This is a genomic window from Pantoea agglomerans (genome assembly GCF_021397715.1).
GTDB classification, from domain to species: Bacteria; Pseudomonadota; Gammaproteobacteria; order Enterobacterales; family Enterobacteriaceae; genus Pantoea; species Pantoea astica.
Genome location: NZ_CP090208.1, coordinates 470,435 through 492,340 on the forward strand (window position 1 = coordinate 470,435; position 21,906 = coordinate 492,340).

The 21,906-nt window shown below is 55.7% G+C and carries 22 protein-coding genes; 16 read left to right on the forward strand and 6 right to left on the reverse strand.

The genetic code is table 11. From position 1 onward, the window contains the following. Nucleotides 1-225 precede the first annotated feature (225 nt). Both cspA and gap read left to right on the forward strand, forming a co-directional pair. The gene (gene cspA, locus LZU96_RS21985) at nt 226-438 is read left to right on the forward strand and encodes an RNA chaperone/antiterminator CspA (protein ID WP_031374430.1); all 213 of its coding nucleotides are present in this window, start codon (nt 226-228) and stop codon (nt 436-438) included. 415 nt (nt 439-853) lie between these two features. Next, nucleotides 854-1,855 carry a type I glyceraldehyde-3-phosphate dehydrogenase gene (gap, locus tag LZU96_RS21990; protein WP_233988707.1) on the forward strand — a complete coding sequence of 334 codons (1,002 nt, stop codon included), beginning with the start codon at nt 854-856 and terminating at the stop codon, nt 1,853-1,855. A 37-nt stretch (nt 1,856-1,892) separates the two neighbouring features. Here gap and LZU96_RS21995 read toward each other — a convergent pair whose 3' ends face one another. Beyond that, on the reverse strand, nt 1,893-2,909 hold the full coding sequence (locus LZU96_RS21995) for a lipoate--protein ligase A (protein WP_233988708.1): 1,017 nt from the start codon (nt 2,907-2,909) through the stop codon (nt 1,893-1,895). A 232-nt stretch (nt 2,910-3,141) separates the two neighbouring features. Here LZU96_RS21995 and LZU96_RS22000 point away from each other — a divergent pair, with 232 nt between their 5' ends. The 7 genes from LZU96_RS22000 (at nt 3,142) to LZU96_RS22030 (ending at nt 9,255) form a co-directional block, all read left to right on the forward strand. Further along, nucleotides 3,142-3,393 (forward strand): type II toxin-antitoxin system Phd/YefM family antitoxin, encoded by a 252-nt coding sequence (locus LZU96_RS22000; RefSeq protein WP_233988709.1) that lies wholly within the window; start codon nt 3,142-3,144, stop codon nt 3,391-3,393. Further along, nucleotides 3,390-3,677 carry a type II toxin-antitoxin system RelE family toxin gene (locus LZU96_RS22005; RefSeq protein WP_233988710.1) on the forward strand — a complete coding sequence of 96 codons (288 nt, stop codon included), beginning with the start codon at nt 3,390-3,392 and terminating at the stop codon, nt 3,675-3,677. The genes LZU96_RS22000 and LZU96_RS22005 overlap by 4 nt, the downstream gene beginning before the upstream one ends. Nucleotides 3,678-3,915: 238 nt before the next feature. After that, nucleotides 3,916-4,821 (forward strand): DMT family transporter, encoded by a 906-nt coding sequence (locus LZU96_RS22010; protein ID WP_233988711.1) that lies wholly within the window; start codon nt 3,916-3,918, stop codon nt 4,819-4,821. A gap of 162 nt (nt 4,822-4,983) precedes the next feature. Next, nucleotides 4,984-6,213 (forward strand): MFS transporter, encoded by a 1,230-nt coding sequence (locus LZU96_RS22015; protein WP_233988712.1) that lies wholly within the window; start codon nt 4,984-4,986, stop codon nt 6,211-6,213. A gap of 23 nt (nt 6,214-6,236) precedes the next feature. After that, nucleotides 6,237-7,286, forward strand: a complete 1,050-nt coding sequence (locus LZU96_RS22020) for a sugar phosphate isomerase/epimerase family protein (protein ID WP_233988713.1) — start codon at nt 6,237-6,239, stop codon at nt 7,284-7,286. Nucleotides 7,287-7,369: 83 nt separating this feature from the next. Continuing rightward, the gene (locus LZU96_RS22025) at nt 7,370-8,350 is read left to right on the forward strand and encodes a LacI family DNA-binding transcriptional regulator (protein ID WP_233988714.1); all 981 of its coding nucleotides are present in this window, start codon (nt 7,370-7,372) and stop codon (nt 8,348-8,350) included. Nucleotides 8,351-8,529: 179 nt separating this feature from the next. After that, entirely contained in the window at nt 8,530-9,255 is a 726-nt protein-coding gene (locus LZU96_RS22030) for a pirin family protein (protein WP_233988715.1), read from the forward strand. 49 nt (nt 9,256-9,304) lie between these two features. Here the strand turns inward: LZU96_RS22030 and LZU96_RS22035 are convergent, their stop codons facing one another. From LZU96_RS22035 to LZU96_RS22050, 4 genes are read right to left on the reverse strand one after another with little or no spacing between them, the layout of a single operon-like run. Then, a complete protein-coding gene (locus LZU96_RS22035; protein WP_233988716.1) occupies nt 9,305-10,126 on the reverse strand; it encodes an alpha/beta fold hydrolase in 822 nt (273 codons plus the stop codon). A gap of 51 nt (nt 10,127-10,177) precedes the next feature. Then, nucleotides 10,178-11,806, reverse strand: coding sequence for an MFS transporter (locus LZU96_RS22040; RefSeq protein ID WP_233988717.1), 1,629 nt, complete (start codon nt 11,804-11,806; stop codon nt 10,178-10,180). After that, a complete protein-coding gene (locus tag LZU96_RS22045) occupies nt 11,793-12,215 on the reverse strand; it encodes a DoxX family protein (protein WP_233988718.1) in 423 nt (140 codons plus the stop codon). Before LZU96_RS22045 ends, LZU96_RS22040 begins: the two co-directional genes overlap by 14 nt. A gap of 2 nt (nt 12,216-12,217) precedes the next feature. Further along, nucleotides 12,218-14,095 carry an amidohydrolase gene (locus tag LZU96_RS22050; protein ID WP_233988719.1) on the reverse strand — a complete coding sequence of 626 codons (1,878 nt, stop codon included), beginning with the start codon at nt 14,093-14,095 and terminating at the stop codon, nt 12,218-12,220. A 291-nt stretch (nt 14,096-14,386) separates the two neighbouring features. Here LZU96_RS22050 and LZU96_RS22055 point away from each other — a divergent pair, with 291 nt between their 5' ends. The 4 genes from LZU96_RS22055 (at nt 14,387) to LZU96_RS22070 (ending at nt 16,043) form a co-directional block, all read left to right on the forward strand. Continuing rightward, complete coding sequence (locus tag LZU96_RS22055) at nt 14,387-15,079, forward strand: hydrolase (protein ID WP_233988720.1); 693 nt, start codon at nt 14,387-14,389, stop codon at nt 15,077-15,079. Nucleotides 15,080-15,140: 61 nt separating this feature from the next. Then, entirely contained in the window at nt 15,141-15,365 is a 225-nt protein-coding gene (locus LZU96_RS22060) for a DUF1427 family protein (protein ID WP_233988721.1), read from the forward strand. Between the two features lie 2 nt (nt 15,366-15,367). Then, nucleotides 15,368-15,622: a XapX domain-containing protein gene (locus LZU96_RS22065; protein WP_233988722.1), complete on the forward strand. Its 255-nt coding sequence runs from the start codon at nt 15,368-15,370 to the stop codon at nt 15,620-15,622. 37 nt (nt 15,623-15,659) lie between these two features. Beyond that, nucleotides 15,660-16,043, forward strand: coding sequence for a response regulator (locus LZU96_RS22070; protein WP_233988723.1), 384 nt, complete (start codon nt 15,660-15,662; stop codon nt 16,041-16,043). 145 nt (nt 16,044-16,188) lie between these two features. On the opposite strand, the gene LZU96_RS22075 is transcribed toward LZU96_RS22070, so the two are convergent. Beyond that, nucleotides 16,189-16,809 carry a response regulator transcription factor gene (locus LZU96_RS22075; protein ID WP_233988724.1) on the reverse strand — a complete coding sequence of 207 codons (621 nt, stop codon included), beginning with the start codon at nt 16,807-16,809 and terminating at the stop codon, nt 16,189-16,191. Between the two features lie 829 nt (nt 16,810-17,638). On the opposite strand from LZU96_RS22075, the gene LZU96_RS22080 reads away from it, so the two are divergent. The 3 genes from LZU96_RS22080 to LZU96_RS22090 all read left to right on the forward strand — a co-directional run bounded on the left by LZU96_RS22080 (nt 17,639) and on the right by LZU96_RS22090 (nt 21,869). Beyond that, nucleotides 17,639-18,142 carry a helix-turn-helix domain-containing protein gene (locus LZU96_RS22080; RefSeq protein WP_233988725.1) on the forward strand — a complete coding sequence of 168 codons (504 nt, stop codon included), beginning with the start codon at nt 17,639-17,641 and terminating at the stop codon, nt 18,140-18,142. Nucleotides 18,143-18,411: 269 nt separating this feature from the next. Next, a complete protein-coding gene (fdhF, locus tag LZU96_RS22085; RefSeq protein WP_233988726.1) occupies nt 18,412-21,384 on the forward strand; it encodes a formate dehydrogenase subunit alpha in 2,973 nt (990 codons plus the stop codon). Then, nucleotides 21,384-21,869 (forward strand): DUF1641 domain-containing protein, encoded by a 486-nt coding sequence (locus LZU96_RS22090; RefSeq protein ID WP_233988727.1) that lies wholly within the window; start codon nt 21,384-21,386, stop codon nt 21,867-21,869. Before fdhF ends, LZU96_RS22090 begins: the two co-directional genes overlap by 1 nt. Nucleotides 21,870-21,906: the final 37 nt, after the last annotated feature.

Genomic DNA, 21,906 nt, shown 5'->3' on the forward strand with positions numbered 1-21,906 from the left:
ATTAAATTAAAATAGTGTTTGATAAAAGCGATGATGCGTGGCTTAATAGCGTCATCGGTTTGGAACACAGACCTTATGAAAGCAGTTTTAGTAAAGCAGTCCTCAGTGCAAGCGATATCAAACGATACCCCTTCTTGTGAGTCTCCTCCTAAGTGCCTAGTAAGTATCCCTCTGAAAGACAGGCCATCTTCGCCACTTAGTGGCTCATAAATTAAGGAAGTATCGATGTCTAATAAAATGACTGGTTTAGTAAAATGGTTTGACGCTGGTAAAGGTTTTGGTTTTATCTCTCCTCAGGATGGCAGCAAAGATGTATTCGTACATTTCTCTGCAATTCAGGGTAACGATTATAAAACTCTGGATGAAGGTCAGCAGGTCGAATTCACTATTGAAAACGGCGCTAAAGGCCCATCAGCAGCTAACGTCAGCCCGCTGTAAATTTTAATTGTCAATGACGCTTACAAACGCGATGACGGTAACAACCTGAGCAGATAAGCGTAAAATTGATAATTAACAGAACCCGCCTTGTGCGGGTTTTTTGTTTTTTTAAAACGCCACAAAATCCGATAATTTATATTTTATCTCCGCAGTGAAATTTCCTCTTTCGCCTTTCGCCTTTCGCCTTTCGCCTTTCGCCTTTCGCCTTTCGCCTTTCGCCTTTCGCCTTTCGCCTTTCGCCTTTCGCCTTTTGCCTTTTGCCATTGTCATGCCTGCACGCTCTGCGGCGCATAGATTGCCCCTCCTTCAGCCTGGCCTGATGCTATTTTTACTGAGAATATCGGCGCGGGCCGGACTTCACAGGTGCTGCACGCGTGACAAACCAACGGGTTTAACTGACAGGCTGGAGATCACAATGAAGAAGATCGGCATTAATGGTTTTGGACGTATCGGTCGTCTGGTCCTCAGACGTATTCTTGAGCAGCAGGAAGCGGTGGAAATCGTGGCTATTAACGATTTAACCTCACCCGAAATGCTGGCCTATCTGCTGAAATATGATATCAACTACGGCGCTTTTCCGTTCAGCGTTGAGGCGGGTGACAAAGCGCTGCAGGTGGACGGCAAAAAGATCACCGTGTTCGCCGAGAAAGAGGCGCGCAACATTCCGTGGGGCGAACTGGGCGTAGACGTGGTCATTGAGTGTACCGGCTTCTATACCTCGGCAGAAAAAGCGCAGGCGCATATCGATGCGGGAGCAAAACGGGTACTGATCTCCGCGCCCGCCGGGGAGATGAAGACCGTGGTGTATAACGTTAACCACGACACGCTCAGCGCCGAAGACACCATTGTTTCCGTCGCCTCCTGTACCACCAACTGCCTGGCCCCGATGGCGAAAGCGCTGCACGACAATTTCGGCATCAAAGTGGGCACCATGACCACGATCCATGCTTACACCGGTACCCAGGCGCTGGTGGACGGGCCGCGCGGCAAAGATTTTCGGGCCTCGCGCGCGGCGGCAGAGAATATCATTCCGCATACCACCGGCGCGGCGAAGGCGATTGGCCTGGTGATCCCCGCACTCTCCGGCAAATTAAAAGGTCATGCGCAGCGCGTGCCGACCAAAACCGGATCGGTAACTGAACTGGTGTCGATTCTGGAGAAGAAGGTCACGGTCGGGGAGATTAACGCGGCGCTGAAGCAGGCGTGCGAAAACAACGAATCCTTTAAATATACCGAGGACCCGATTGTCTCTTCTGATGTGATCGGCCTGCCGTTTGGATCGATTTTCGACGCCAGCCAGACCGAAATCAGTGAAGCGGGCGATCTGCAACTGGTGAAAACGGTCTCCTGGTATGACAACGAATATGGTTTCGTTACCCAGCTAGTCCGGGTGCTGCACACCTTCGTTAATCTGTAAGCCTTTCAGGCCGTTCTCGCCGAACGGCCTTATTCGGTTAACGCAGGCTGGCGACCAGCCACTGCTGTAGCTCATTCAGTTCCAGCTGCTGTTGCGGGAAATCGGCTTTGAGCTGGCTCATCACCGCGTCTAGCGCGTCCGGGCGATAGACGATGCCCTGTAACCGCTGCGCCAGCGTTTCCAGCGGCGTCGGGTTCAGGCTGTCGCTGAAAATCTGACAGCGGGTGATGACACCGCGCTCAATATCAAAATGAATCTCAACGCCGCCCCAGCTAAAGCGCTGATCCAGCAGATGCGAGAAATCCGGTGCCTGACCAAAGTTCCACTCCCAGCTACTCTGGCGGGCAAACTGCTGTTCAAAGCCCGGCAGGTCGGGCAGGGCATCCGGCGAAATATATTCAGGCTCGCAATGCACATTGAAATGTTCAAAACAGGCTTCAGTCACCGCGGCACAGATCGCCTCATAGCTGATGCCGGGGCTTAGCTCTGCCAGATTCGCCACTCTGGCGCGCACCGAAGTGATGCCTTTGGCCTGCAATTTTTTAACGTCAGGATTGAGGTAATCGGCCAGCCGCGACAGATCGGCGTCAATCAGAATGGTGCCGTGATGAAAGCCGCGATCGGGCGTTTCACGGTAGGCCGAACCGGATATTTTTCGCAGCCCGTCGGCAGTGTTAACCACCAGATCGTTACGTCCCGAGGCTTCCGCAGACAAGCCCAGTTTCGCCAGCGCACGCAGGATAATCGCGGTTGAGACGCTTTTATCGTAGCCCGGCTTGCCAGCCATAAAGGTGAAACAGCAGTTGCCGAGATCGTGAAACACCGCGCCGCCGCCGCTGCTACGCCGGGCCAGCCTGATGCCATCTTCTGCCATACGACGGGTATTACACTCTTTCCACGGGTTTTGCGCCCGTCCGATCACCACCGTCTCCGCATTGCGCCATAAAAACAGCACCCGCTGGGTCGCTGGCATCTGACGGAAAATGCACTCTTCCACCGCCAGGTTAAACCAGGGATCGTTCGACTCAGATAACAATAACCGTAAAGAGGACATCAACGACTCCCGTTCCTTTAGAGAATGCGCCCGGCTGTCAGGCAGATAAGAGAGTGTAACAGCAGAGCGGGGCGACATTAAGCTGATGGGGCGATGCAGAGAAGCAGGTCTGGTCGTCAGCAAGGATTAAAGATAGAGAGCACGACGTTATCATTTCGAGAGTTAACAGGGTTGGTTGGTGCAAGAGGAAACTGCTAGTATAAAGACCTGTTAAGCAGTCTCCGGAGAAACTATGCCGCATATTATCCTGAGTGACACCAGTGCCAGCGTCAGCGAACTGAAAAAAAACCCGATGGCGACCGTTAATGCTGGTGAGGGTTATCCTGTCGCCATTCTTAATCGCAATCAGCCCGCTTTTTACTGTGTGCCTGCGGAGTTATATGAGCAGATACTCGATGCGCTGGACGATAGTGAACTGGTAAAGCTGGTTAACCAACGTAGCCAGCAGAAGCTGATTGACGTCGATCTGGACGATTTTCTGTGACTTACACAATAAAATTCAGAGAAGAAGCGTTAAAAGAGTGGCTAAAGCTGGATAAAGCCATTCAGCAGCAGTTTGCAAAGAAACTAAAGAAGTGTTGTGAGCATCCCCATATTCCCACTGCGGCTCTGCGCGGGTTAAAAGACTGTTATAAGATCAAACTCCGGGCGTCCGGTTTTCGCCTGGTCTATCAGGTCATCGACGATCAACTCATCATTGCGGTGGTTGCAGTAGGGAAACGTGAGCGCAGTGAAGTCTACAATCTTGCCAGCAAAAGAATGCGTTAGGGCGCTGGCGTAAGGCTCACATTCACCTGAACTGTCAATGGGCGTTAAGCCGCTAGCTCATCCTCCCCACCTCTGACAATCATTCATGCTGCCGCGCCGTGGCAAAAAAACATTAAATGCCGTCTCCCCGCCAATCCCGGCACATCCCGATTCGCCGTTATGCCAGTATTAACCTTCACGTCCCTAAGCACACTGATAATGCTGCTTATTTTACTCGTCCCGAAAGGTGCCCGCCGTTATGAATGCCTCTGCTGGCATAGCGATGAAAATCATGGCTGCATTAAGCTCGACGCTGATGCTGGCCTGCGTCAAAGGTCTCGACGGTGCCATTCCGGTCGGTGAGGTGATCTTCTTTCGATCGGTGCTGGCGCTGGTGCCACTGATGATCTGGCTGAAAACTCAGGGCAGCATAGTGGAGGGCATCCGCACCCGTAACGTGCGCGGTCATTTTCTGCGCGGTCTGGCGGGCACCGGTGGCCTCTATTTCAGCTACCTGTCGCTGCTCTATATCTCGCTTACCGATGCTACCGCCATTAACTATGCGGCTCCGCTGTTTACCGTGCTGCTGGCGGCGCTGCTGCTGCGAGAAAAAGTGCGGCATCATCGCTGGGTGGCAGTGGTAGCCGGATTCAGCGGCATCATCGTGATGTTCTCCGGTCACCTGTCACTGAAAGCCAGCTTCTCACTGGCCGCTTCTGCCGGGATACTGCTGGCACTGATGGCGGCGTTTTGCACCGCCTGTGCGCTGGTGCAGATACGCTTTCTCCACGGGAAAGAGAAGCCCGGTGCGATTGCCTTCTGGTTCGCGGTGACCACGGCAACGACCTCGCTGATCACGCTGGCCGGCGGCTGGATCGTTCCGCAGGGAACGCAACTGCTGCTGCTGGTGGGCTGTGGATTGCTGGGTGGCATCACGCAGATCCTGATGACATTAAGCCTGCGCTACGCCGAAGCCTCGTTACTGGCCCCGTTTGACTACACCACGTTGCTGTGGTCCGTGGCGGTCGGGTATCTGTTTCTGGGGAATCTGCCTGAATCCACCACCGTCATCGGTGCAATTCTGGTGGTGCTCGGCGGGCTCTATTCGCTGTTATATGAGCGTTACCGCTTTCGCCGGAACCGGGCGGTTAGCGCCAGCTCTTAACGCCTCGCCGATTAATTTAACCAAAACCTCGCTGCGATCGCGTTTTCCGAATGGCGCGCCTCCCGGCGGGATGAACTGTGATCGCGGCGAAAGTTTGATCATTTGTAATCGATTACTTTACAGCTCACCAACGGGTAATCGATGACAAATGACGAGGTTCTGATGATAGCGACAGTGCAGGAGAGTGCGCGTCAGCGCATGCAGCAGCGGCTGCTGGTTCCGCGTCTTTCCCTGATGATGTTTATGCAGTTTTTCATCTGGGGCAGCTGGTCAGTCACCCTGGGTCTGGTAATGACCCAGCATAATATGTCGCTGCTGATTGGCGACGCGTTTTCCGCCGGGCCGATCGCCTCGATTTTGTCGCCCTTCGTGCTCGGTATGCTGGTGGATCGCTTCTTTCCGTCACAGAAGGTGATGGCGGTAATGAATCTCGCTGGCGCGGTGATCATGTGGTTTGTGCCACAGGCGCTGATTGCAGAGAACGGCACGCTGCTGATTGCGCTGTTGTTTGGCTATACCCTCTGCTTTATGCCGACGCTGGCGCTGTCGAATAACATCGCGTTTCACAGTCTGGCCAGCAGTGAGAAAAGTTTTCCGGTAGTGAGAGTGTTCGGCACCATCGGCTGGATTGTGGCGGGGATATTTATCGGCGTGACCGGCATCTCCGCCAGCACCGGCATCTTTCAGTTAGCGGCAATCTGCTCGCTGTTGCTGGCTATCTACAGCCTGACGTTGCCCCATACGCCAGCACCGGCCAAAGGGTTGCCGCTCAAAGTGCGGGACCTATTCTGTGCCGATGCCTTTGCGCTGCTTAAACTGCGTCATTTCCTGGTGTTCGCGCTGTGTGCCACGCTGATTTCGATTCCGCTCGGCACCTACTACGCCTTTACCGCTTCCTGGCTGGCGGATGCCGGGATTCAGAACGTCAGTACGCTGATGTCGCTGGGGCAGATGTCGGAAATCGTCTTTATGCTGATCATTCCGCTGCTGTTCCGTCGCCTCGGCGTGAAATACATGCTGCTGATCGGCATGGCGGCGTGGTTTGTTCGCTATGCCCTGTTTGCGCTGGGAATGAGTGACGAAACGCGCAGCCTGATCTATCTCGGCATCCTGTTGCACGGCATCTGCTATGACTTTTTCTTTGTCGTAGGCTTTATCTATACCGATCGCATCGCCGGTGAAAAGGTTAAAGGTCAGGCGCAGAGCATGGTGGTGATGTTTACTTATGGCATTGGCATGTTGCTGGGATCGCAGATCTCCGGTGCGCTCTATAACCAGCTGGTGGCGGGCAATGCCAGCGCGGAGAGCTGGGCGATTTTCTGGTGGATCCCGGCGGTGGCAGCGGCGCTGATTGCGATTATTTTCCTCTTCTCGTTCAGATATCGGGATTAAGGGCGTTATTTAAGGAGGCGGGCATGAAAACAGTAAAAGGGCCGGGCATCTTTCTGTCGCAGTTTATCGGTGATCGGCCACCCTATAATTCACTGGCCGGACTGGCTGAATGGGCGGCGGGTCTGGGATACAAAGCGCTGCAGATCCCCTGTCATCAGCCCGCGATTTTTGATGTTGAGCAGGCAGCCATCAGCCAGACCTACTGTGATGAAATCCGTGGTCAGCTGGCAGGCTATGGGCTGGAAATCAGCGAACTCTCTACTCATCTGGAAGGGCAGTTGATCGCGGTGAACCCGGTGTTTGATGCTGCCTTCGACAGTTTTGCTCCGGCTGCGCTACGCGGCGATCCCGCAAGACGAACCGAGTGGGCTATTGCCATGCTAAAGCGCGCGGCAGCGGCCTCGGAAAAACTCGGCCTGCAGGCGCATGCGACCTTTTCCGGATCGCTGGCCTGGCCGTGGTTCTATCCGTGGCCACCGCAAAGCCCGGCGCTGTTCGACGAAGCCTTTGCCGAACTGGCGCGACGCTGGTTACCGGTGCTGGACACTTTCGATCGGCACGGCATCGATCTCTGCTATGAAATTCATCCGGGTGAAGATCTGCACGATGGCGTAACCTTTGAGCGATTCCTGGCGCAGGTTAATCATCATCCACGCTGCAACATTCTGTTCGATCCCAGCCATCTCCATCTGCAACAGATCGATTATCTGCAATTTATCGATATCTATCATGCGCGGATTAAGGCGTTTCACGTTAAGGATGCCGAATTTCTGCGTAATGGGCGCAGTGGCGTCTATGGCGGTTATCAGCCGTGGCTGTCGCGGGCCGGGCGTTTCCGCTCACCGGGCGACGGGCAAATCGACTTCAAAACCATTTTCAGTAAACTGGCGCAGTACGATTACTCAGGCTGGGCGGTGCTGGAGTGGGAGTGCTGCCTGAAAGAGGGAGAAACCGGCGCGCGCGAAGGCGCAGAGTTTATCCGTCGCCATATTATTCCGGTGGCCGATCGCGCTTTTGACGATTTTGCCGCCGCCGCCGCTGCACCGGTGCGCAGGCAACTGGGGCTGGATTAAGCCCTGTCGGTCAGGCGGGCGACGCAGCGGTTCCGCAAAGTGTGTTAGCCTGCCTGCCACCGATTTGAGCAAGGGTTGCCATAATGTCGATTCAGAAAATCGCCCGGCTGGCCGGAGTTTCGGTTGCCACGGTTTCACGGGTGTTAAATAACAGCGACAGTGTCAAAGATCGCAATCGCCAGAAGGTGCTGCAGGCGATCAAAGAGAGTAACTATCAGCCTAACCTGCTGGCGCGTCAGTTGCGCACCGCCCGCAGCTCAATGATTCTGGTGATGGTTTCGGATATTTCAAACCCGTTTTGCGCCGAAGTGGTGAAAGGGATTGAAGAGCAGGCTGAGAAAAATGGCTATCGCATTCTGCTGTGCAATTCAGGTTCAGATATTGAGCGGTCGCGCTCCAGCCTGCAGTTACTCTCTGGCAAAATGGTGGATGGCATCATCACCATGGATGCGTTCAGCAAACTGGCCGAGCTGAGCCAGCTGATTGGCACTGCGCCGTGGGTGCAGTGTGCTGAGTATGATGACAGTGGCGAAACCTCCTGCGTCGGCATCAATGACCGTGTTGCTGCACAGCAGGTCGTCAGCTATCTGGCTGAACAGGGACGCCAGCGCATCGGACTGATCAATCACGATCTGAGTTACAACTATGCCCGGCTGCGTCAGGAGGGTTATCTGCAACAGCTGAGTGAACAACGGCTGAGCTGGCAGGTGATCGCCTATGCCAGTGAACTGAGTTTCAGCGCCGGTCAGGCAGCCATGAATCTGTTACTGCAGGGTGAGACGCGGCCAGACGCGGTGTTTGCCGTTTCTGATACGCTTGCGGCGGGTGCAATGGCCGCCATTCAGCAGGCTGGCTGGCGGATACCGGACGATATCGCGGTGGTCGGTTTTGACGGCACCGATCTGGCTGCCATGGTCTCGCCACCACTCACCACGCTGGTCCAGCCGTCGCGTGAAATCGGCCGTCAGGCGTGTGAACTGGTGCTGCAGAAAATAGCCCGCCCCGACGCCGCGCCGCAGCGCATCATCATGACCGGCGAGTTAATCCTGCGCGCCAGCAGCTAACCCCTCACTCACCCGCCTCCCGATTTCATGCGAAATAGCGTTTAACGTTATTGTCCACTATTCGGTGACAGTGATTGGCTTTTGACGCCATTGTTCGACGATCAGGTTTACTTATATGCTGTTTCTAACGAAGAGCACTCGCGCTTCACATCATTAAACAGCAGGTTAAGGGGCAGAACATGATTGAGCAAAGATTGTCAGAACAACGCGGCGTCGGTGATCACGGCTGGCTGAATTCTCGTCACACCTTCTCGTTCGCTAACTACTGGGACCCGAAACAGGTCGGCTTCTCAGACCTGCTGGTCATCAATGATGATCGGGTGGCAAAAGGACGTGGATTCGGTGCGCATCCTCACAGCAACATGGAGATTATCTCCTATGTACTGGAAGGCGCGCTGGAACATAAAGATTCAATGGGCACCGGTTCGGTTATCGTGCCCAGCGACGTGCAGCTGATGAGCGCTGGCAGTGGCGTGACGCACAGCGAGTTTAACCACTCCAGTACTGACGGCGTGCACTTCCTGCAAATCTGGGTGGTGCCGGCAGAGAAAAACAGCCCGCCGGGATATCAGCAGGTTTCGGTCAGTGAGGCGGATAAACGCGGTCATCTGCGGCTGATCATTTCGCCGGAAGGGGAAAATGGCGCGCTGCGGGTGCGCCAGGATATCCGGATTTATGCTGGCCTGTTCGACGGTGATGAGCAGCAAACGCTGACGTTGCCGGACGATCGCTACGCTTATATCCATGTGGCACGCGGCAGTGTAGTCGTCAATGGACTGCAGTTTAATGCCGGCGACGGTGCGCGGGTCCGTAACGAGAAAACCCTGACCTTCAGTGGCGGCAAACAAGCGGAAGTGTTGGTGTTTGATCTGCGGCCAAATGAAGTGAATCATCCAACCCGTTAACCGTTAATAAATCACTGCGCGGCATTTACCGCGCAGTTTTTTTTTGCTGTTAACGCGCGTTCAGAAATGCCAGCAGATCCTGGTTCAGTTGATCCTGATGCGTCACCGCGAAACCGTGTGGTGCATTGTCATAGACCTTGAGTTCTGATCCTTCAATCATCTCTGCGGCCACTTTACCGGTGGATTCAAACGGCACCACCTGATCGTTACTGCCGTGGATCACCAGCGTCGGCACATTGACTTTGGCGATATCGGCACGGAAATCGGTCTCGGAGAAGGCCGTGACGCAATCGACGGTGCTCTTCAGTGAGGCCAGCAGCGCAATGTTCAGCGTCTGGGTCAGCACGCCTTCCGAAACGGTCTGACCGGCATTAAGGCCGTAGAACGGGGTGGCGAAATCACTGATGAACTGCGCACGATCTTTCAGCAGGCCATCGCGGATACCGGCAAACACCGAGAGATCGACGCCCTGCGGGTAATCAGCAATTTTGCCAAACACCGGCGTTACCGCACCCAGCAGCACCAGCGCTGCCACGCGGTCTGTGCCGTAACGACCGATATAGCGCGTCACGTCACCGCCGCCCATTGAGAAGCCCACCAGCGTAACGTCCTGCAGATCGAGATGATTGATCAGATCGTTAATATCCGAAGCAAACGTATCGTAATCATTGCCGGTCCAGGGTTGCTCTGAACGGCCAAAGCCACGACGGTCAAAGGCGATAACCCGGTAACCGCGCTCTGCCAGGAAATTCATCTGGCTGTCCCACATATCCGCATCCAGCGGCCAGCCGTGGCTGAAGAGTACAGGTTTACCGGTGCCCCAGTCTTTGAAATAGAGCTGGGTGCCGTCGGTGGTTTTGAGTGTGCTCATGGTATTGCCCTCTATGTGACGTGATGAATGAAAAGGTTGCTGTGCAGCCGGTCAGGCTGGTGCCACCAGGTATCGAACTTCAGGCGGATTTTCACCCTGATGAAAGGCGTTAACCCGACGCTGGATTTTTTGATCGTTCATGGTGTAGCGCTCTTTCTGGCGTAAATGTTCTACCCAGGAGCCGACCACAAAGGTTTCGACGAAAATGCCAGGCTGGAGAATATCTTCATACACGGACCAGTTGATGGCACCGCCCCGGCGTCGGACGCGTCGCATATCCTGCATGCAGACGGCAAAGGCATGGGCTTCATCAATATTAATCCGGTATTCGTAATTCACCATCACCGGACCGCGTTCATGACGAATATCCATCGCGGGGGCGTTAACGCCATCACCGATCATATCGAGATTCAGATCGGGGTCCTGATCCAGTCGCCAGCGCCACACCGTGCTGCTGGCCAGCACCATGCCGAGCGTGGCGATACAGAGTGAAACCGGGATGCTGAAGTGTGAAGCCAGCTGTCCCCAGAGCGTGCTGCCCAGCGTCATTGAGCCAAAGAAGACCGTCAGATAGACCGCCAGCGCACGCGCCTTAACCCATTTCGCTGCGCTGCGCTGCGCACCCAGGTTGAGGGTCGACAGCACCGCAATCCAGGCGAAGCCGGTAAAGAACTCAAAGGCATTCAGCAGCCAGAAATGACGCACAAACGCCAGTGCCAGCATGGTCAGAGCGAATAACAGGCTGGCCAGCACCATCAGCCGATCGGAACTGAAGCGGCGGCGCAACCGCGGCAACATCACCGCGCCGGTAATCGCGCCAATGCCGATACAGGCCAGCATAATGCCGTAACCGCCCGGACCAAGGCCGAGCTCCCGACGCGCCACCAGCGGCAGCAAAGCCCAGCCGGCACTGCCGAACAGGAAGAACGCCACCGTGCGCACCAGCACGTTGCGTAATACCGGCGCAGCGTGAACATAGCGCAGTCCGGCGCGAACTGCCGGGAAGAAGTGCTCCGGCGGCAGGCGCTGGACGCTGGGTTCCGCCTTCCAGCGATAGAGCACCCACGCCACGCCGAGCACCGACAGCGCATTCAGCAGAAATACCATCCACGGACCGGTAAAGGAGAGGATCAATCCCCCCAGCGCCGGGCCGATGGCACGGCTGATATTGATGCCCAGCGAATTAAGCGCAATCGCCGGACCCAGTTCAGACTTGCTCACCAGATCCGGCACGATCGCCTGAAACGGTGGCGAACTCATCGCTGCACCGGTGCTGAGCAGGAAGGCGGCGGCCAGCAAAACCGTTGGTGTGACGTGGCCGGTGTAGGCCAGCACCGTCAGCCCGGCGGCGGCTATAAAGGTCCAGAGCTGGGAGAACAGCAGGTATTTGCGGCGGTCAACGATATCCGCCATCACGCCCGACGGCAGCGCAAACAGAAACATCGGCAGGCTGCTGGCCGCCTGCACCAGCGCCACCGCCAGCGGGTCGGCGCTGAGCGTCAGCATGGTCCAGTTGACGCCAACATCGTTCATCCATGAACCGATATTGGAGACTACCGTGGCAATCCATAGCATCCGGAACACCGGCTGATGCAGCGGCTGCATCGGAGAAACAGCGCTCGCTTTCGGCGCGTCGCTGATCTCCTGATCCAGCTGGTGAATGTCATTAACCTGCGCCATGGCGCACCTCCCGTTGCGTGCTGGCACCCAGCCGCCAGTTGCCCGGCCCGGTTAACGCCAGGGTGGTGAAAATAATCAGCAGCAGCCAGCCAAACTGGCCTTCAGCAATCGACCAGCCGGGATGAACCACCAGCATCGCCACCAGCAGCACCGCAATGATCGGCAGGCAGGCGAGGCGGGTCCCCCAGCCGAGGATGATAAAGATCGGACAGACGACCTCGGCCAGAATTGCCGGTAACAGGCTCATCATCGGACCCAGCCCGAACGGGTCCTCGATACGCGTCAGTTCTTCGCTGAAATGCAGGATCTTCGGCAGCCCGTGCACATGTAACAGCAACAGGCTGCCCGCCAGGCGCAGGAAGAACAGCCCCGCGTTGAGACGGGGCGGCTGAGTGAATAAGGTCTTCATGATCAAAACGCGAAGCAGCTGCAGCCGAGCGCGCCCCAGAAGGCGTTATCTTCGGCGACCGGCACGCTGGAACCCCGCGCGATATCATGCGAGTGGCTGTGTACGCCGCACGGACCGCTACAGTGGTGCGCAGCAGGCATCATGCCGACGCGGCTCTGGGCGACCGGCGGAGCGCTGCGGTAATGACCGGGCACGTTGACTACCGGAGACCACTCCGGCAGAACCGGAATCGCTGGTGGCGCTTCAGAGGTGAATGAACCGGCGGCATAGACGATGTTGCCATCGACCACGGTCAGCACCGATTCAATGCCTTTGATCTCCTCTTCAGGCACGCTGAAAAAGTCTTTGCTGAGTACGGCCATATCAGCCAGCTGACCGGCTTTGATCTGGCCTTTTTTACCCTGTTCACTGGAGAACCAGGCGCTGCCCTGAGTCCAGAGCATCAGGGCGGTTTCACGATCGAGACGGGCGTTAACGTCATACATCTGCATTCCGCCAACGGTGCGTCCGGATACCAGCCAGTAGAGCGCCGTCCACGGGTTATAGCTGGCGACGCGGGTGGCATCGGTGCCGAGTCCGACCGGGACGCCGGTTTCCAGCATCCGCGCGACCGGCGGCGTATGTCGGGTGGCCTCAATACCGTAGCGTTCGGCAAAATATTCGCCCTGAAACGCCATGCGATGCTGAACCGCGATGCCGCCGCCCAGCTCCTTGATACGATCGATATTGCGCTGCGTGACCGTTTCCGCGTGGTCAAAGAACCAGTGCAGCCCGTTAAACGGAATATCGCGGTTGACCTTCTCGAACACGTCGAGCATCCGGCTGATCGATTCGTCATAGGTGGCGTGCAGGCGGAACGGCCAGCGATGCTCGACCAGATGGCGTACCACGCGCTCCAGCTCATCTTCCATGCCTGGCGCTAAGTCCGGACGCGGCTCCAGGAAATCCTCAAAATCCGCTGCCGAGAACACCAGCATTTCGCCTGCGCCGTTGTGGCGGAAATAGTCGCTGCCCTGGCCCGGTGTCAGCATATCGGTCCACTTTTCGAAATCTTCCAGTTCGTGACCCGGCCGCTGGGTAAACAGGTTATAAGCGATGCGCAGTGTCATCTGCTTCTTCTGATGCAGTTCGGCGATCACTTCATAATCTTCGGGATAGTTCTGGAAACCGCCGCCCGCATCGATGGCGCTGGTCAGGCCGAGGCGGTTCAGCTCACGCATAAACTGGCGCGTGGAGTTAACCTGCTGCTCCAGTGGCAACTTGGGACCTTTGGCCAGCGTGGCGTAAAGGATCATCGCATTGGGACGGGCAATCAGCATCCCGGTCGGGTTACCGTTGCTGTCGCGCTGAATTTCGCCGCCCGGCGGATTTGGCGTCTCTTTGGTATAACCGACCACTTTCAGCGCGGCGCGGTTAAGCAGGGCGCGATCGTAAAGGTGCAGCACAAAGACCGGCGTATCCGGCGCGGCTTCATTGATCTCATCCAGGGTCGGCATCCGGCGTTCAGCAAACTGAAACTCTGTCCAGCCGCCTACCACGCGCACCCACTGCGGCGATGGCGTACGCAGCGCCTGTTCTTTCAGCATCCGCAGCGCATCCGCCACTGACGGAACGCCTTCCCAGCGTAATTCCAGATTGTAGTTCAGACCGCCACGAATCAGATGCAGGTGCGAGTCGTTCAGACCCGGCACGGCGGTATGACCTTTCAGATCGACCACTTTGGTGCCGTCGCAGTGATATTCCATCACCTCTGCCAGCGAGCCGACCGCGACAAATTTACCTTCGCGGATGGCAACGGCGTCGGCAACCGGATTGCTGCGGTCCACAGTGTGAAATTTGCCGTTGGTTAATATCAGTTCTGCTTTACCCAGCGTAACCATAGATCCTCCTGAATGGGGTTGTCCGACTTGCAGCGGGACAGGAAGTGCGCTGCAGGGAGCAGGGCACGAATAGACCGGATTATGGTGAGTGGTCTGTTGGAGCGTCTAGTTATACGAAGGGATACCTATACCTTCGTATAGTTATACGCAGAGATAATAGTTTGCCCTCGCTCGCCGCCCTACACTGCGAACCAGACAGCCAGCGCAAGCCGCATTCAGGCGTGCTGCCCGTCCTTTTTGCTCCGTTACGGTTTACGGAAATCCAGTTACTTAACCTCTATGGGTGAACACATGTCCAACGCTAAACTTGAAGTCCTGACGCCACATAACAGCCAGATTATTTTCATCGACCAGCAGCCGCAGATGGCGTTTGGCGTGCAGTCAATTGACCGTCAGGTTCTGAAAAACAACACGGTTGCGCTGGCGAAAGCGGCCAAAGTTTTCAACATTCCCACCATCATCACCACCGTAGAAACAGAGAGCTTTTCTGGTCACACCTACCCGGAGCTGCTGGACGTGTTTCCGGGTCAGGACATTTTAGAGCGCACCTCAATGAACTCCTGGGATGACCAGAAAGTCCGTGATGCGCTGGCCGCCAACGGCAAGAAAAAAGTGGTGGTTTCCGGTCTGTGGACCGAAGTGTGTAACAACAGCTTTGCGCTGTGCGCGATGCTGGAAGGGGATTATGAAATTTATATGGTGGCGGATGCCTCAGGCGGTACCACCAAAGAAGCGCATGATTATGCCATGCAACGCATGATTCAGGCTGGCGTCGTGCCGGTTACCTGGCAGCAGGTGATGCTGGAGTGGCAGCGTGACTGGGCCAACCGCGATACCTATGATGCGGTAATGAATATCGCCAAAGAGCATTCGGGCGCTTACGGCATTGGCGTCGATTACGCCTACACCATGGTGCACAAAGCGCCATCACGTCAGAAGAGCGAGCATCGCACACTGGCGCCTGTTCACGCGCCTGTACGCTAAGTTGCGGGTGGCTGAACGGCACTTTGTGCCGGTCAGCACTGCCGCAAAACAGGAGCGGGATATGAGTCCACTACTGATTTCACTGGGTGCAGGCGTATTGATTGGCCTGCTGTATGCGCTGCTCAATGTCCGGTCACCGGCACCGCCCGCGATTGCGCTGGTCGGCCTGCTGGGTATGCTGCTGGGCGGCGCGCTGATGCATGCCTGGCTTCCGGCCTCCAGACCGGTGACCACGCTGCTGCAGCCGGCCGTTTCCGGCGATGCCACGTCACATCGGGTAGGCTAAAGATGATGAAATCTTACGCTATTTCTCTGATTGTCGGGCTGCTGGCCGGCGTAGTCTATGCCCTGATCGACGTTAACTCGCCGGCCCCGCCGGTGATTGCGTTACTGGGACTGTTTGGCATGCTGGTGGGTGAGCAGTTGATTCCACTGGGGAAACGCATCATTCGTCGCCAGCCGGTGACGCTGGCGTGGTTCCGCCACGAATGTGTGCCGAAAATCAGTGGCACACCGCCGCCGGGCGGCGATAAAGCACCCTAAGTTCTCGCAGACGGGAGGACTTTCAGAGGATAATTGCATGACGCTGTCACAGCGTATTGTCATTGTTGATGATGAACGCTCAGTCCGCAGTGGACTGAGTAATTTATTGCATTCTGACGGCTACACCACAGGATTATTTGAGTCGGGAGAGGCACTACTGGCCGATGACAATGCACTTTGTGATGCGAGCCTGTTGATTATTGATGTCGGGCTCAAAGGGATGAGCGGCTTCGAGCTTTTTACCCTTCTGAAACAGCGTCCCTCTCTGCCACCGGTCATTTTTATCTCTGCCGACCTGGAAGAGACCACCTTGTGGTATGCCATCGCGCTGGGCGCGCTGACCTTTTTCCGCAAACCGATTGAAGTTGATACCTTCCTGAACCTGATCCGCAGTGAACTGACGGCCGGGAAACAAGGCTAATCGATTCAGCCCCTGTCAAGCTGCGTGTGACGGCGCTGCTGCCGGTCCCGGATCGTACCGGTATCGCGCCTGGTCGCGCCTGAAAATCACCTGTGCGGTAAAAGTGCACCGCTGCGGCGGGTCACCAGCCGCAGGCTGCCTCGCCTCAGCGGCGTCGGGTTTGGGCGATATTGAGCCGTTCTGCTGCCCGCACGAGATCAGACAATGAGCGCGCATTCATCTTTTCCATCACTCGCCGCTTGTGTACTTTGGCGGTAATTTCGCTAACGCCCATTTCAGCGGCGATCTGTTTGTTCAGCAGGCCGCTGATCGCCAGCAGCATCACCTCGCTTTCGCGTGGCGTCAGGGTCTGATGGCGCAGGGTCATCTCCCGTTTCTCCTGTGACGTCGCCATGTTCTGTTCAGCAATCCGCATCGCTTCGGAGACCGCCTGCAGGATACGGTCAGGATCAACCGGCTTGGTCAGAAACTCATAAGCGCCGGTTTTCATTGCCCGGACCGTCACAGGAATGGTGCCAAAGCCGGTTAAGAAAATGGTGGGGATGGTGTAACCGCGATCGATTAACACCTGAGCGACCTCAAATCCATCCGCGCCCGGCATATTAATATCCAGAATCAGGCAGCAGGGAAGCGGGGCAAAGTCGTGTGCCAGAAAATCATCTGCGGAAGAAAAAGAAATAACCTCGTAATTGTCTGAGCTGAGCAGATTGCTCAGGGCAGTGGTAACCGCGGCGTCGTCGTCAACGATATATACGATGTGATTCATAGAGATCTCATTCCAGCCAGTCAGAGAAGATTCACGTCTGGAGGATTTAATGTGATGAGCAGTTATTTCATTCTGTGCCTGTCAGCCACGGAAAACCGCCAGTGTTGATTGAATATTATCATAACAATTTTCATTATCATCTAATAATTACGTCATGGATGAAATTCAGATAACCAACTGAAAATAATGGTTAAATGATGAGCGAAAGCCGGAGTTTTCACCCGAATAATTGTGCTCTGCTAACCAACAAGCCGTCATCAAAGCCGATTAAGACTGTCATCATTTCGTCATTTTTTTTAGGTCAGCAGAATAGTGCTGCCTGCAAAGCGAAATAATCCATAGCACCATTAACGGCCCGCAATTGTCAGGGCGAGGGTTTAATCGGGCATTCTGACAAAAAGAAGCAGCCGGTACGTCATTATTTTTTATTATGTCAGCGCGCGGCTGTGAGTGGCTGGTTTATTTGCCAATAAACCAGGTCCATTAATTCTTCATCTTAATCCCGCCTAATCGAACAATTAAGGACAAGGAATTTTTGCCAGCCAGCCGAGGCTCAGCCATCAATGCAGGTAAACGGCGGAAAGAGTCCGCCTCTGGCGGTGGTGCCATTGAGCAACAGTGCCTGAATAGTTACAACATACTATAAGTAATCTCAGTAACAGGATGAGCACCGCAGCCGTAAATGGTCGTAAAGGGAAAAATTCAGTCCTGCTGCGCGCATCGGACCTATCCGTTTGTATAACTATCCATCTTCGACGCTGACCGGAATAATTGCTTCAGCCGGAAATAGCGCCGGCTGCGTTTCAGACACTTTCAGTGCAGAGGGCTTATGTGTGAGAAAGTAAGCAGTGAGGCGAAACCGCCTGCGCCTGACAGTCATAGCGTTAAGGCAATCGATGCCGTGGTCAGCGACATTCTGCCGTGGATTGAACAAAACCTGTTTGATGAACGGGTGCGGGTGAAAACCATCACCCGTAAAAGCGGCTACGGGCACTGGCATTTTCAGCGCGCCTTTCGCGACCGCACCGGTTACAACCTCGGGCAATATATCCGGCTTCGTCGGGTAATGCGTGCTGCGGTAGCGGTGATCGCCACCAACAAAAGCCTGCTGGATATCGCGGTCGAAAACGGCTTTAGCAGCCAGCAGAACTTTACCCGCACATTCCGTAAATATCTGCTGCTGACGCCAGGCGCATTTCGGGATCACTATGGACACGATCTGCCCGCCTGCGAACGTTACCTGGCCGAACGGATCATTCCCGGCGCGGCGCCCTGGCTACGCGCTGCGCTGGCGGGGCATGAACATGGCACGGCTGTAAGCTGCGCAGCCTGATTGTCGCTGCGGTTCATGCGCGGACACGTCGCTTTAACTTAATAAATCTAATCAAAAGAAACAGCTGCGTCGGTAGCGGCTGTCTGCTTTTCCCGCTTAGTAAAAAGTCATTACATTTTAAAAAAGTTTAGGATTCAGAGAGTAACCCCAATAAGCGTAGCGGTATCCGTGGCGTGGCTGTTAATCCTCACTAAGCTGAAGAGTCAACCCTATAAATACAGGGATATTTTTCGGCTGGAAGCTATTCGCAATGTCTTCATGAGGCTTATATGAGCGGAGAACACTGCACCATAATTTACAATGGTGAACGGTTAACCGGGTTAGCTGATCAACCCTTGATTGATTTTCTCGATGCGCAGGGAAAAAAACTGCCCCATGTCTGTTATCACCCGGCATTACCGCCTTTACAAAGTTGTGATGTCTGCTGGGTCGATGCCAATGGCGAGCGGGTTCGCGGCTGCACGTTGCGTACCCAGGAAGGATTAACGGTACAAAGCGAAGGCGAGGCGTTAAAAGCGGCGCAGCAGGAGGGGATGGATCGGATACTTAACCGCCATGAACTTTACTGCACCGTCTGTGAACATAATACCGGCGACTGCACGCTTCATAATGCGGTCGCGGATATGCATATTCCGATTCAGTATTACCCGCATCAGCCCAAGCCATACGCAAAAGATCATTCCAACCCGTTTTATACCTACGATCCTGACCAGTGCATTTTATGTGGCCGCTGCGTGGAGGCCTGTCAGAATGTCGAAGTGAATGAAACCCTGTCGATTGACTATACCCAGGCACACCCGCGTGTGCTGTGGGATGGCGGCACCGAGATTGCCGGTTCAAGCTGCGTCAGCTGCGGACACTGCGTCACGGTCTGTCCCTGTAACGCGCTGCTGGAAAAAACCATGCAGCCAGATGCAGGACCCTTTACCGCGATGGATGAGGGACTGAAGCGCCCGTTGATCGACTTCGTTAAAACGCTGGAAAACAGTATCGGCATGGAGCCGATTACCGGCGTGTCAAAAATTGATATGGCACTGCGCCAGGCTGAGATCAAACGGACCAAAACCGTCTGCACCTATTGCGGTGTGGGATGCAGCTTCGAAATCTGGACGCGCGATCGCCACATCCTCAAAGTGCAGCCGGTGGCTGAGGCGCCCGCTAACGGCATCTCCACCTGCGTCAAAGGCAAATTTGGCTGGGATTTTGTCAACAGCCCGGAACGTCTGACGACCCCGCTGATCCGTGAAAATGGGCGCTTCCGGCCCGCCAGTTGGGATGAGGCGCTGCAGCGCGTCGCGGAGGGTTTACGGCGGGTGGCAGAGCAGTATGGTGGCGATGCGATTGGTTTTATCGGTTCGAGTAAAGCCAGCAATGAAGAAGCCTATCTGACCCAGAAAATTGCCCGACTGATCTTCGGCACCAACAACGTGGATAACTCCTCACGCTATTGCCAGAACCCGGCGACAGAAGGGCTGTTTCGCACGGTAGGGTATGGCGGCGATGCCGGCACCATTCGCGATCTGCAGCAGACGGAACTGATCGTGATCGTTGGCAGCAATCTGGCTGAGAATCACCCTGTCATCGCTTCGCACATCAAGCAGAGCCACAAGCATCAGGGACAGAAACTGCTGGTCGTTGACCCGCGCCGTCATGAAATGGCCGAGCGTGCCGACCGCTATCTGCGAATCAAGCCCGGTACCGACCTGGTGTGGGCGTCGGCTATGGCCAGATATATGTTTGATCACGGCTATGCCGATCAGGCATTCCTGGCGCAGCGGGTCAATCAGGTAGAGGAATACCGTGCATCGCTGGCTCCGTTTACCCTGGCCTATGCCAGCGAAATCTGTGGCCTGAGTCTGGATGAGCTGACCGCAGCAGCAGAGATGATCGGTCAGGCAGGCAGCGCCTGTATCTTGTGGGCGATGGGGATCACTCAGCATAGCCACGGAGCAGATACCAGCACCGCCTTATCCAACCTGCTGTTGGTCACCGGTAACTACGGTCGGCCGGGTACCGGCGGTTATCCGATGCGCGGCCATAATAATGTGCAGGGCGCCAGTGACTTTGGCTGCCTGAGCAATGTCTATCCGGGCTATGAAAAGGTCAGCGATGCCGCGGTGCGCGAGAAATGGGCGCGAGCCTGGGGCGTTGCGCCTGAGGCGCTGTCTGACCAGCCGGGCGCGGACAACTTTAAAATGGTGCAGCACGCCCATGAAGGAAAACTGCGCGCCATGTACATCACCGGAGAAGAAACCGCCTTTTCCGATGCGGATTCCACCAATGTGCATGAAGCCTTCAGTAATCTGGAGTTCATGGTGGTGCAGGACATTTTCATGAGCCGTACCGCGGAGTTCGCGGATGTGGTACTGCCGGGATGCCCCAGCGTGGAAAAAGAGGGCACCTTCGTTAATACCGAGCGGCGCATCCAGCACTTTTCACCGGCGATGGCACCGCTCGGTGACAGCCGGCCTGACTGGCAAATCTTTACCGATCTGGCGGCGCGTCTGGGCCATCCGTGGTATTACCCGAATCCGGGCGCGATCATGGCTGAAGCCGCGGGTATTGCGAAAATCTTTGCCGGCGTCAGCTATGAGAATCTGGTCGGCTGGCAGTCGCAAATCTGGCCGGTCAGCGCCGACGGCGAGAGTACGCCACTCCTCTATACCGAACAGTTCCATTTCCCGGACGGCAAAGCGCGGCTCTATCCCTTGCAGTGGCAACCGCCGGCGGAACAGGAAGATGCGGAATACAATTTGCTGCTCAACAATGGCCGGATGCTGGAGCACTTCCAGTCCACTAATCAGACCGGCCAGGGCGGGCGTTTCATGTCGCTGTCACCGAACGCGTTTGTCGAAATCTCGCCGCAGCTGGCTGCCGAACGTGGTCTGACGGAAGGCGAATGGGTTCGGATTGCGTCGCGACGTGGTTCGATCGATGTGCCGGTGGTGATCACCGATCGCGTAGCGGGCAATGTGCTGTTTATGCCGATTCACCACGGCAAAGATGGCGTCAATACCCTGACCGGTGAGCATCATGATCCGGACGTCAACACGCCCGCCTATAAAGAGGTCGCGGTAAACATGAAACGTGTGGAGCGGCGTATCCAGCCAAATCCTATACCGTTACACAATTTTCGCTATGGCAAACGCACGCCGCTGGATCACCTGCCGGTCGAGCAAAAATGGCAGCAGGCTGGCTATCGCGAACCGCCTGAACATGTAGAAAAACCGGAGAAATTCTGATGGCTGAAAGGATGAAATATCAGGTCACGCCGACCCGGACTGAACCCACTGCCAGAGAGGCGATGGACGAGTTGATTGAAAATCTGCATCAGCATGGTTTTCTGCGGCTGGCGAACGATCTGGTCAAGTCGAACAGCGAGGTCAGCAAGATCCTGGTGTCCGGTCTGAACCAGCCCGGCACCCAGAGTGCGTTGCAAAACCTCTCACTGCTGATGATGACCTTAGGCAGCGTGCCGCCGGAACGGTTTAATCATCTGCTGCTCGCCCTGCGGGATGCGGCGATGGCGATTAAACCGGCCAGAGAAGAGGCTAACAGCGGGAAAGCTGCGCCAGGCATCCGCGGCATTATCCGGCTGCTCAATGATGATGAACTGTGGCGTGGCCTGAGCCCGGTTTTATCGGCACTCAAGGTGTTCTCACGGCAACTCGACGGCGAAGAGCAAAAGCCGATCACGCGCTTCAGCGGTAAGCGCAGCCTGGAGTAACCGCGTCAGAGGGTGCGCTTACCGCACCCTCTGCGAC

What these genes read in the sequence shown, in the direction of transcription:
- LZU96_RS22080 (WP_233988725.1), top strand. Translation starts at nt 17,639, where the DNA reads ATGTGTGAGAAAGTAAGCAGTGAGGCGAAACCGCCTGCGCCTGACAGT.
- LZU96_RS22000 (WP_233988709.1), top strand. Translation starts at nt 3,142, where the DNA reads ATGCCGCATATTATCCTGAGTGACACCAGTGCCAGCGTCAGCGAACTG.
- cspA (WP_031374430.1), top strand. Translation starts at nt 226, where the DNA reads ATGTCTAATAAAATGACTGGTTTAGTAAAATGGTTTGACGCTGGTAAA.
- LZU96_RS22025 (WP_233988714.1), top strand. Translation starts at nt 7,370, where the DNA reads ATGTCGATTCAGAAAATCGCCCGGCTGGCCGGAGTTTCGGTTGCCACG.
- LZU96_RS22015 (WP_233988712.1), top strand. Translation starts at nt 4,984, where the DNA reads ATGATAGCGACAGTGCAGGAGAGTGCGCGTCAGCGCATGCAGCAGCGG.
- LZU96_RS22035 (WP_233988716.1), bottom strand. Translation starts at nt 10,126, where the DNA reads ATGAGCACACTCAAAACCACCGACGGCACCCAGCTCTATTTCAAAGAC.
- LZU96_RS22065 (WP_233988722.1), top strand. Translation starts at nt 15,368, where the DNA reads ATGATGAAATCTTACGCTATTTCTCTGATTGTCGGGCTGCTGGCCGGC.
- LZU96_RS22070 (WP_233988723.1), top strand. Translation starts at nt 15,660, where the DNA reads ATGACGCTGTCACAGCGTATTGTCATTGTTGATGATGAACGCTCAGTC.
- LZU96_RS22010 (WP_233988711.1), top strand. Translation starts at nt 3,916, where the DNA reads ATGAATGCCTCTGCTGGCATAGCGATGAAAATCATGGCTGCATTAAGC.
- LZU96_RS22055 (WP_233988720.1), top strand. Translation starts at nt 14,387, where the DNA reads ATGTCCAACGCTAAACTTGAAGTCCTGACGCCACATAACAGCCAGATT.
- LZU96_RS22020 (WP_233988713.1), top strand. Translation starts at nt 6,237, where the DNA reads ATGAAAACAGTAAAAGGGCCGGGCATCTTTCTGTCGCAGTTTATCGGT.
- LZU96_RS22050 (WP_233988719.1), bottom strand. Translation starts at nt 14,095, where the DNA reads ATGGTTACGCTGGGTAAAGCAGAACTGATATTAACCAACGGCAAATTT.
- LZU96_RS22040 (WP_233988717.1), bottom strand. Translation starts at nt 11,806, where the DNA reads ATGGCGCAGGTTAATGACATTCACCAGCTGGATCAGGAGATCAGCGAC.
- LZU96_RS22030 (WP_233988715.1), top strand. Translation starts at nt 8,530, where the DNA reads ATGATTGAGCAAAGATTGTCAGAACAACGCGGCGTCGGTGATCACGGC.
- LZU96_RS22090 (WP_233988727.1), top strand. Translation starts at nt 21,384, where the DNA reads ATGGCTGAAAGGATGAAATATCAGGTCACGCCGACCCGGACTGAACCC.
- fdhF (WP_233988726.1), top strand. Translation starts at nt 18,412, where the DNA reads ATGAGCGGAGAACACTGCACCATAATTTACAATGGTGAACGGTTAACC.
- LZU96_RS22045 (WP_233988718.1), bottom strand. Translation starts at nt 12,215, where the DNA reads ATGAAGACCTTATTCACTCAGCCGCCCCGTCTCAACGCGGGGCTGTTC.
- LZU96_RS21995 (WP_233988708.1), bottom strand. Translation starts at nt 2,909, where the DNA reads ATGTCCTCTTTACGGTTATTGTTATCTGAGTCGAACGATCCCTGGTTT.
- LZU96_RS22075 (WP_233988724.1), bottom strand. Translation starts at nt 16,809, where the DNA reads ATGAATCACATCGTATATATCGTTGACGACGACGCCGCGGTTACCACT.
- gap (WP_233988707.1), top strand. Translation starts at nt 854, where the DNA reads ATGAAGAAGATCGGCATTAATGGTTTTGGACGTATCGGTCGTCTGGTC.
- LZU96_RS22060 (WP_233988721.1), top strand. Translation starts at nt 15,141, where the DNA reads ATGAGTCCACTACTGATTTCACTGGGTGCAGGCGTATTGATTGGCCTG.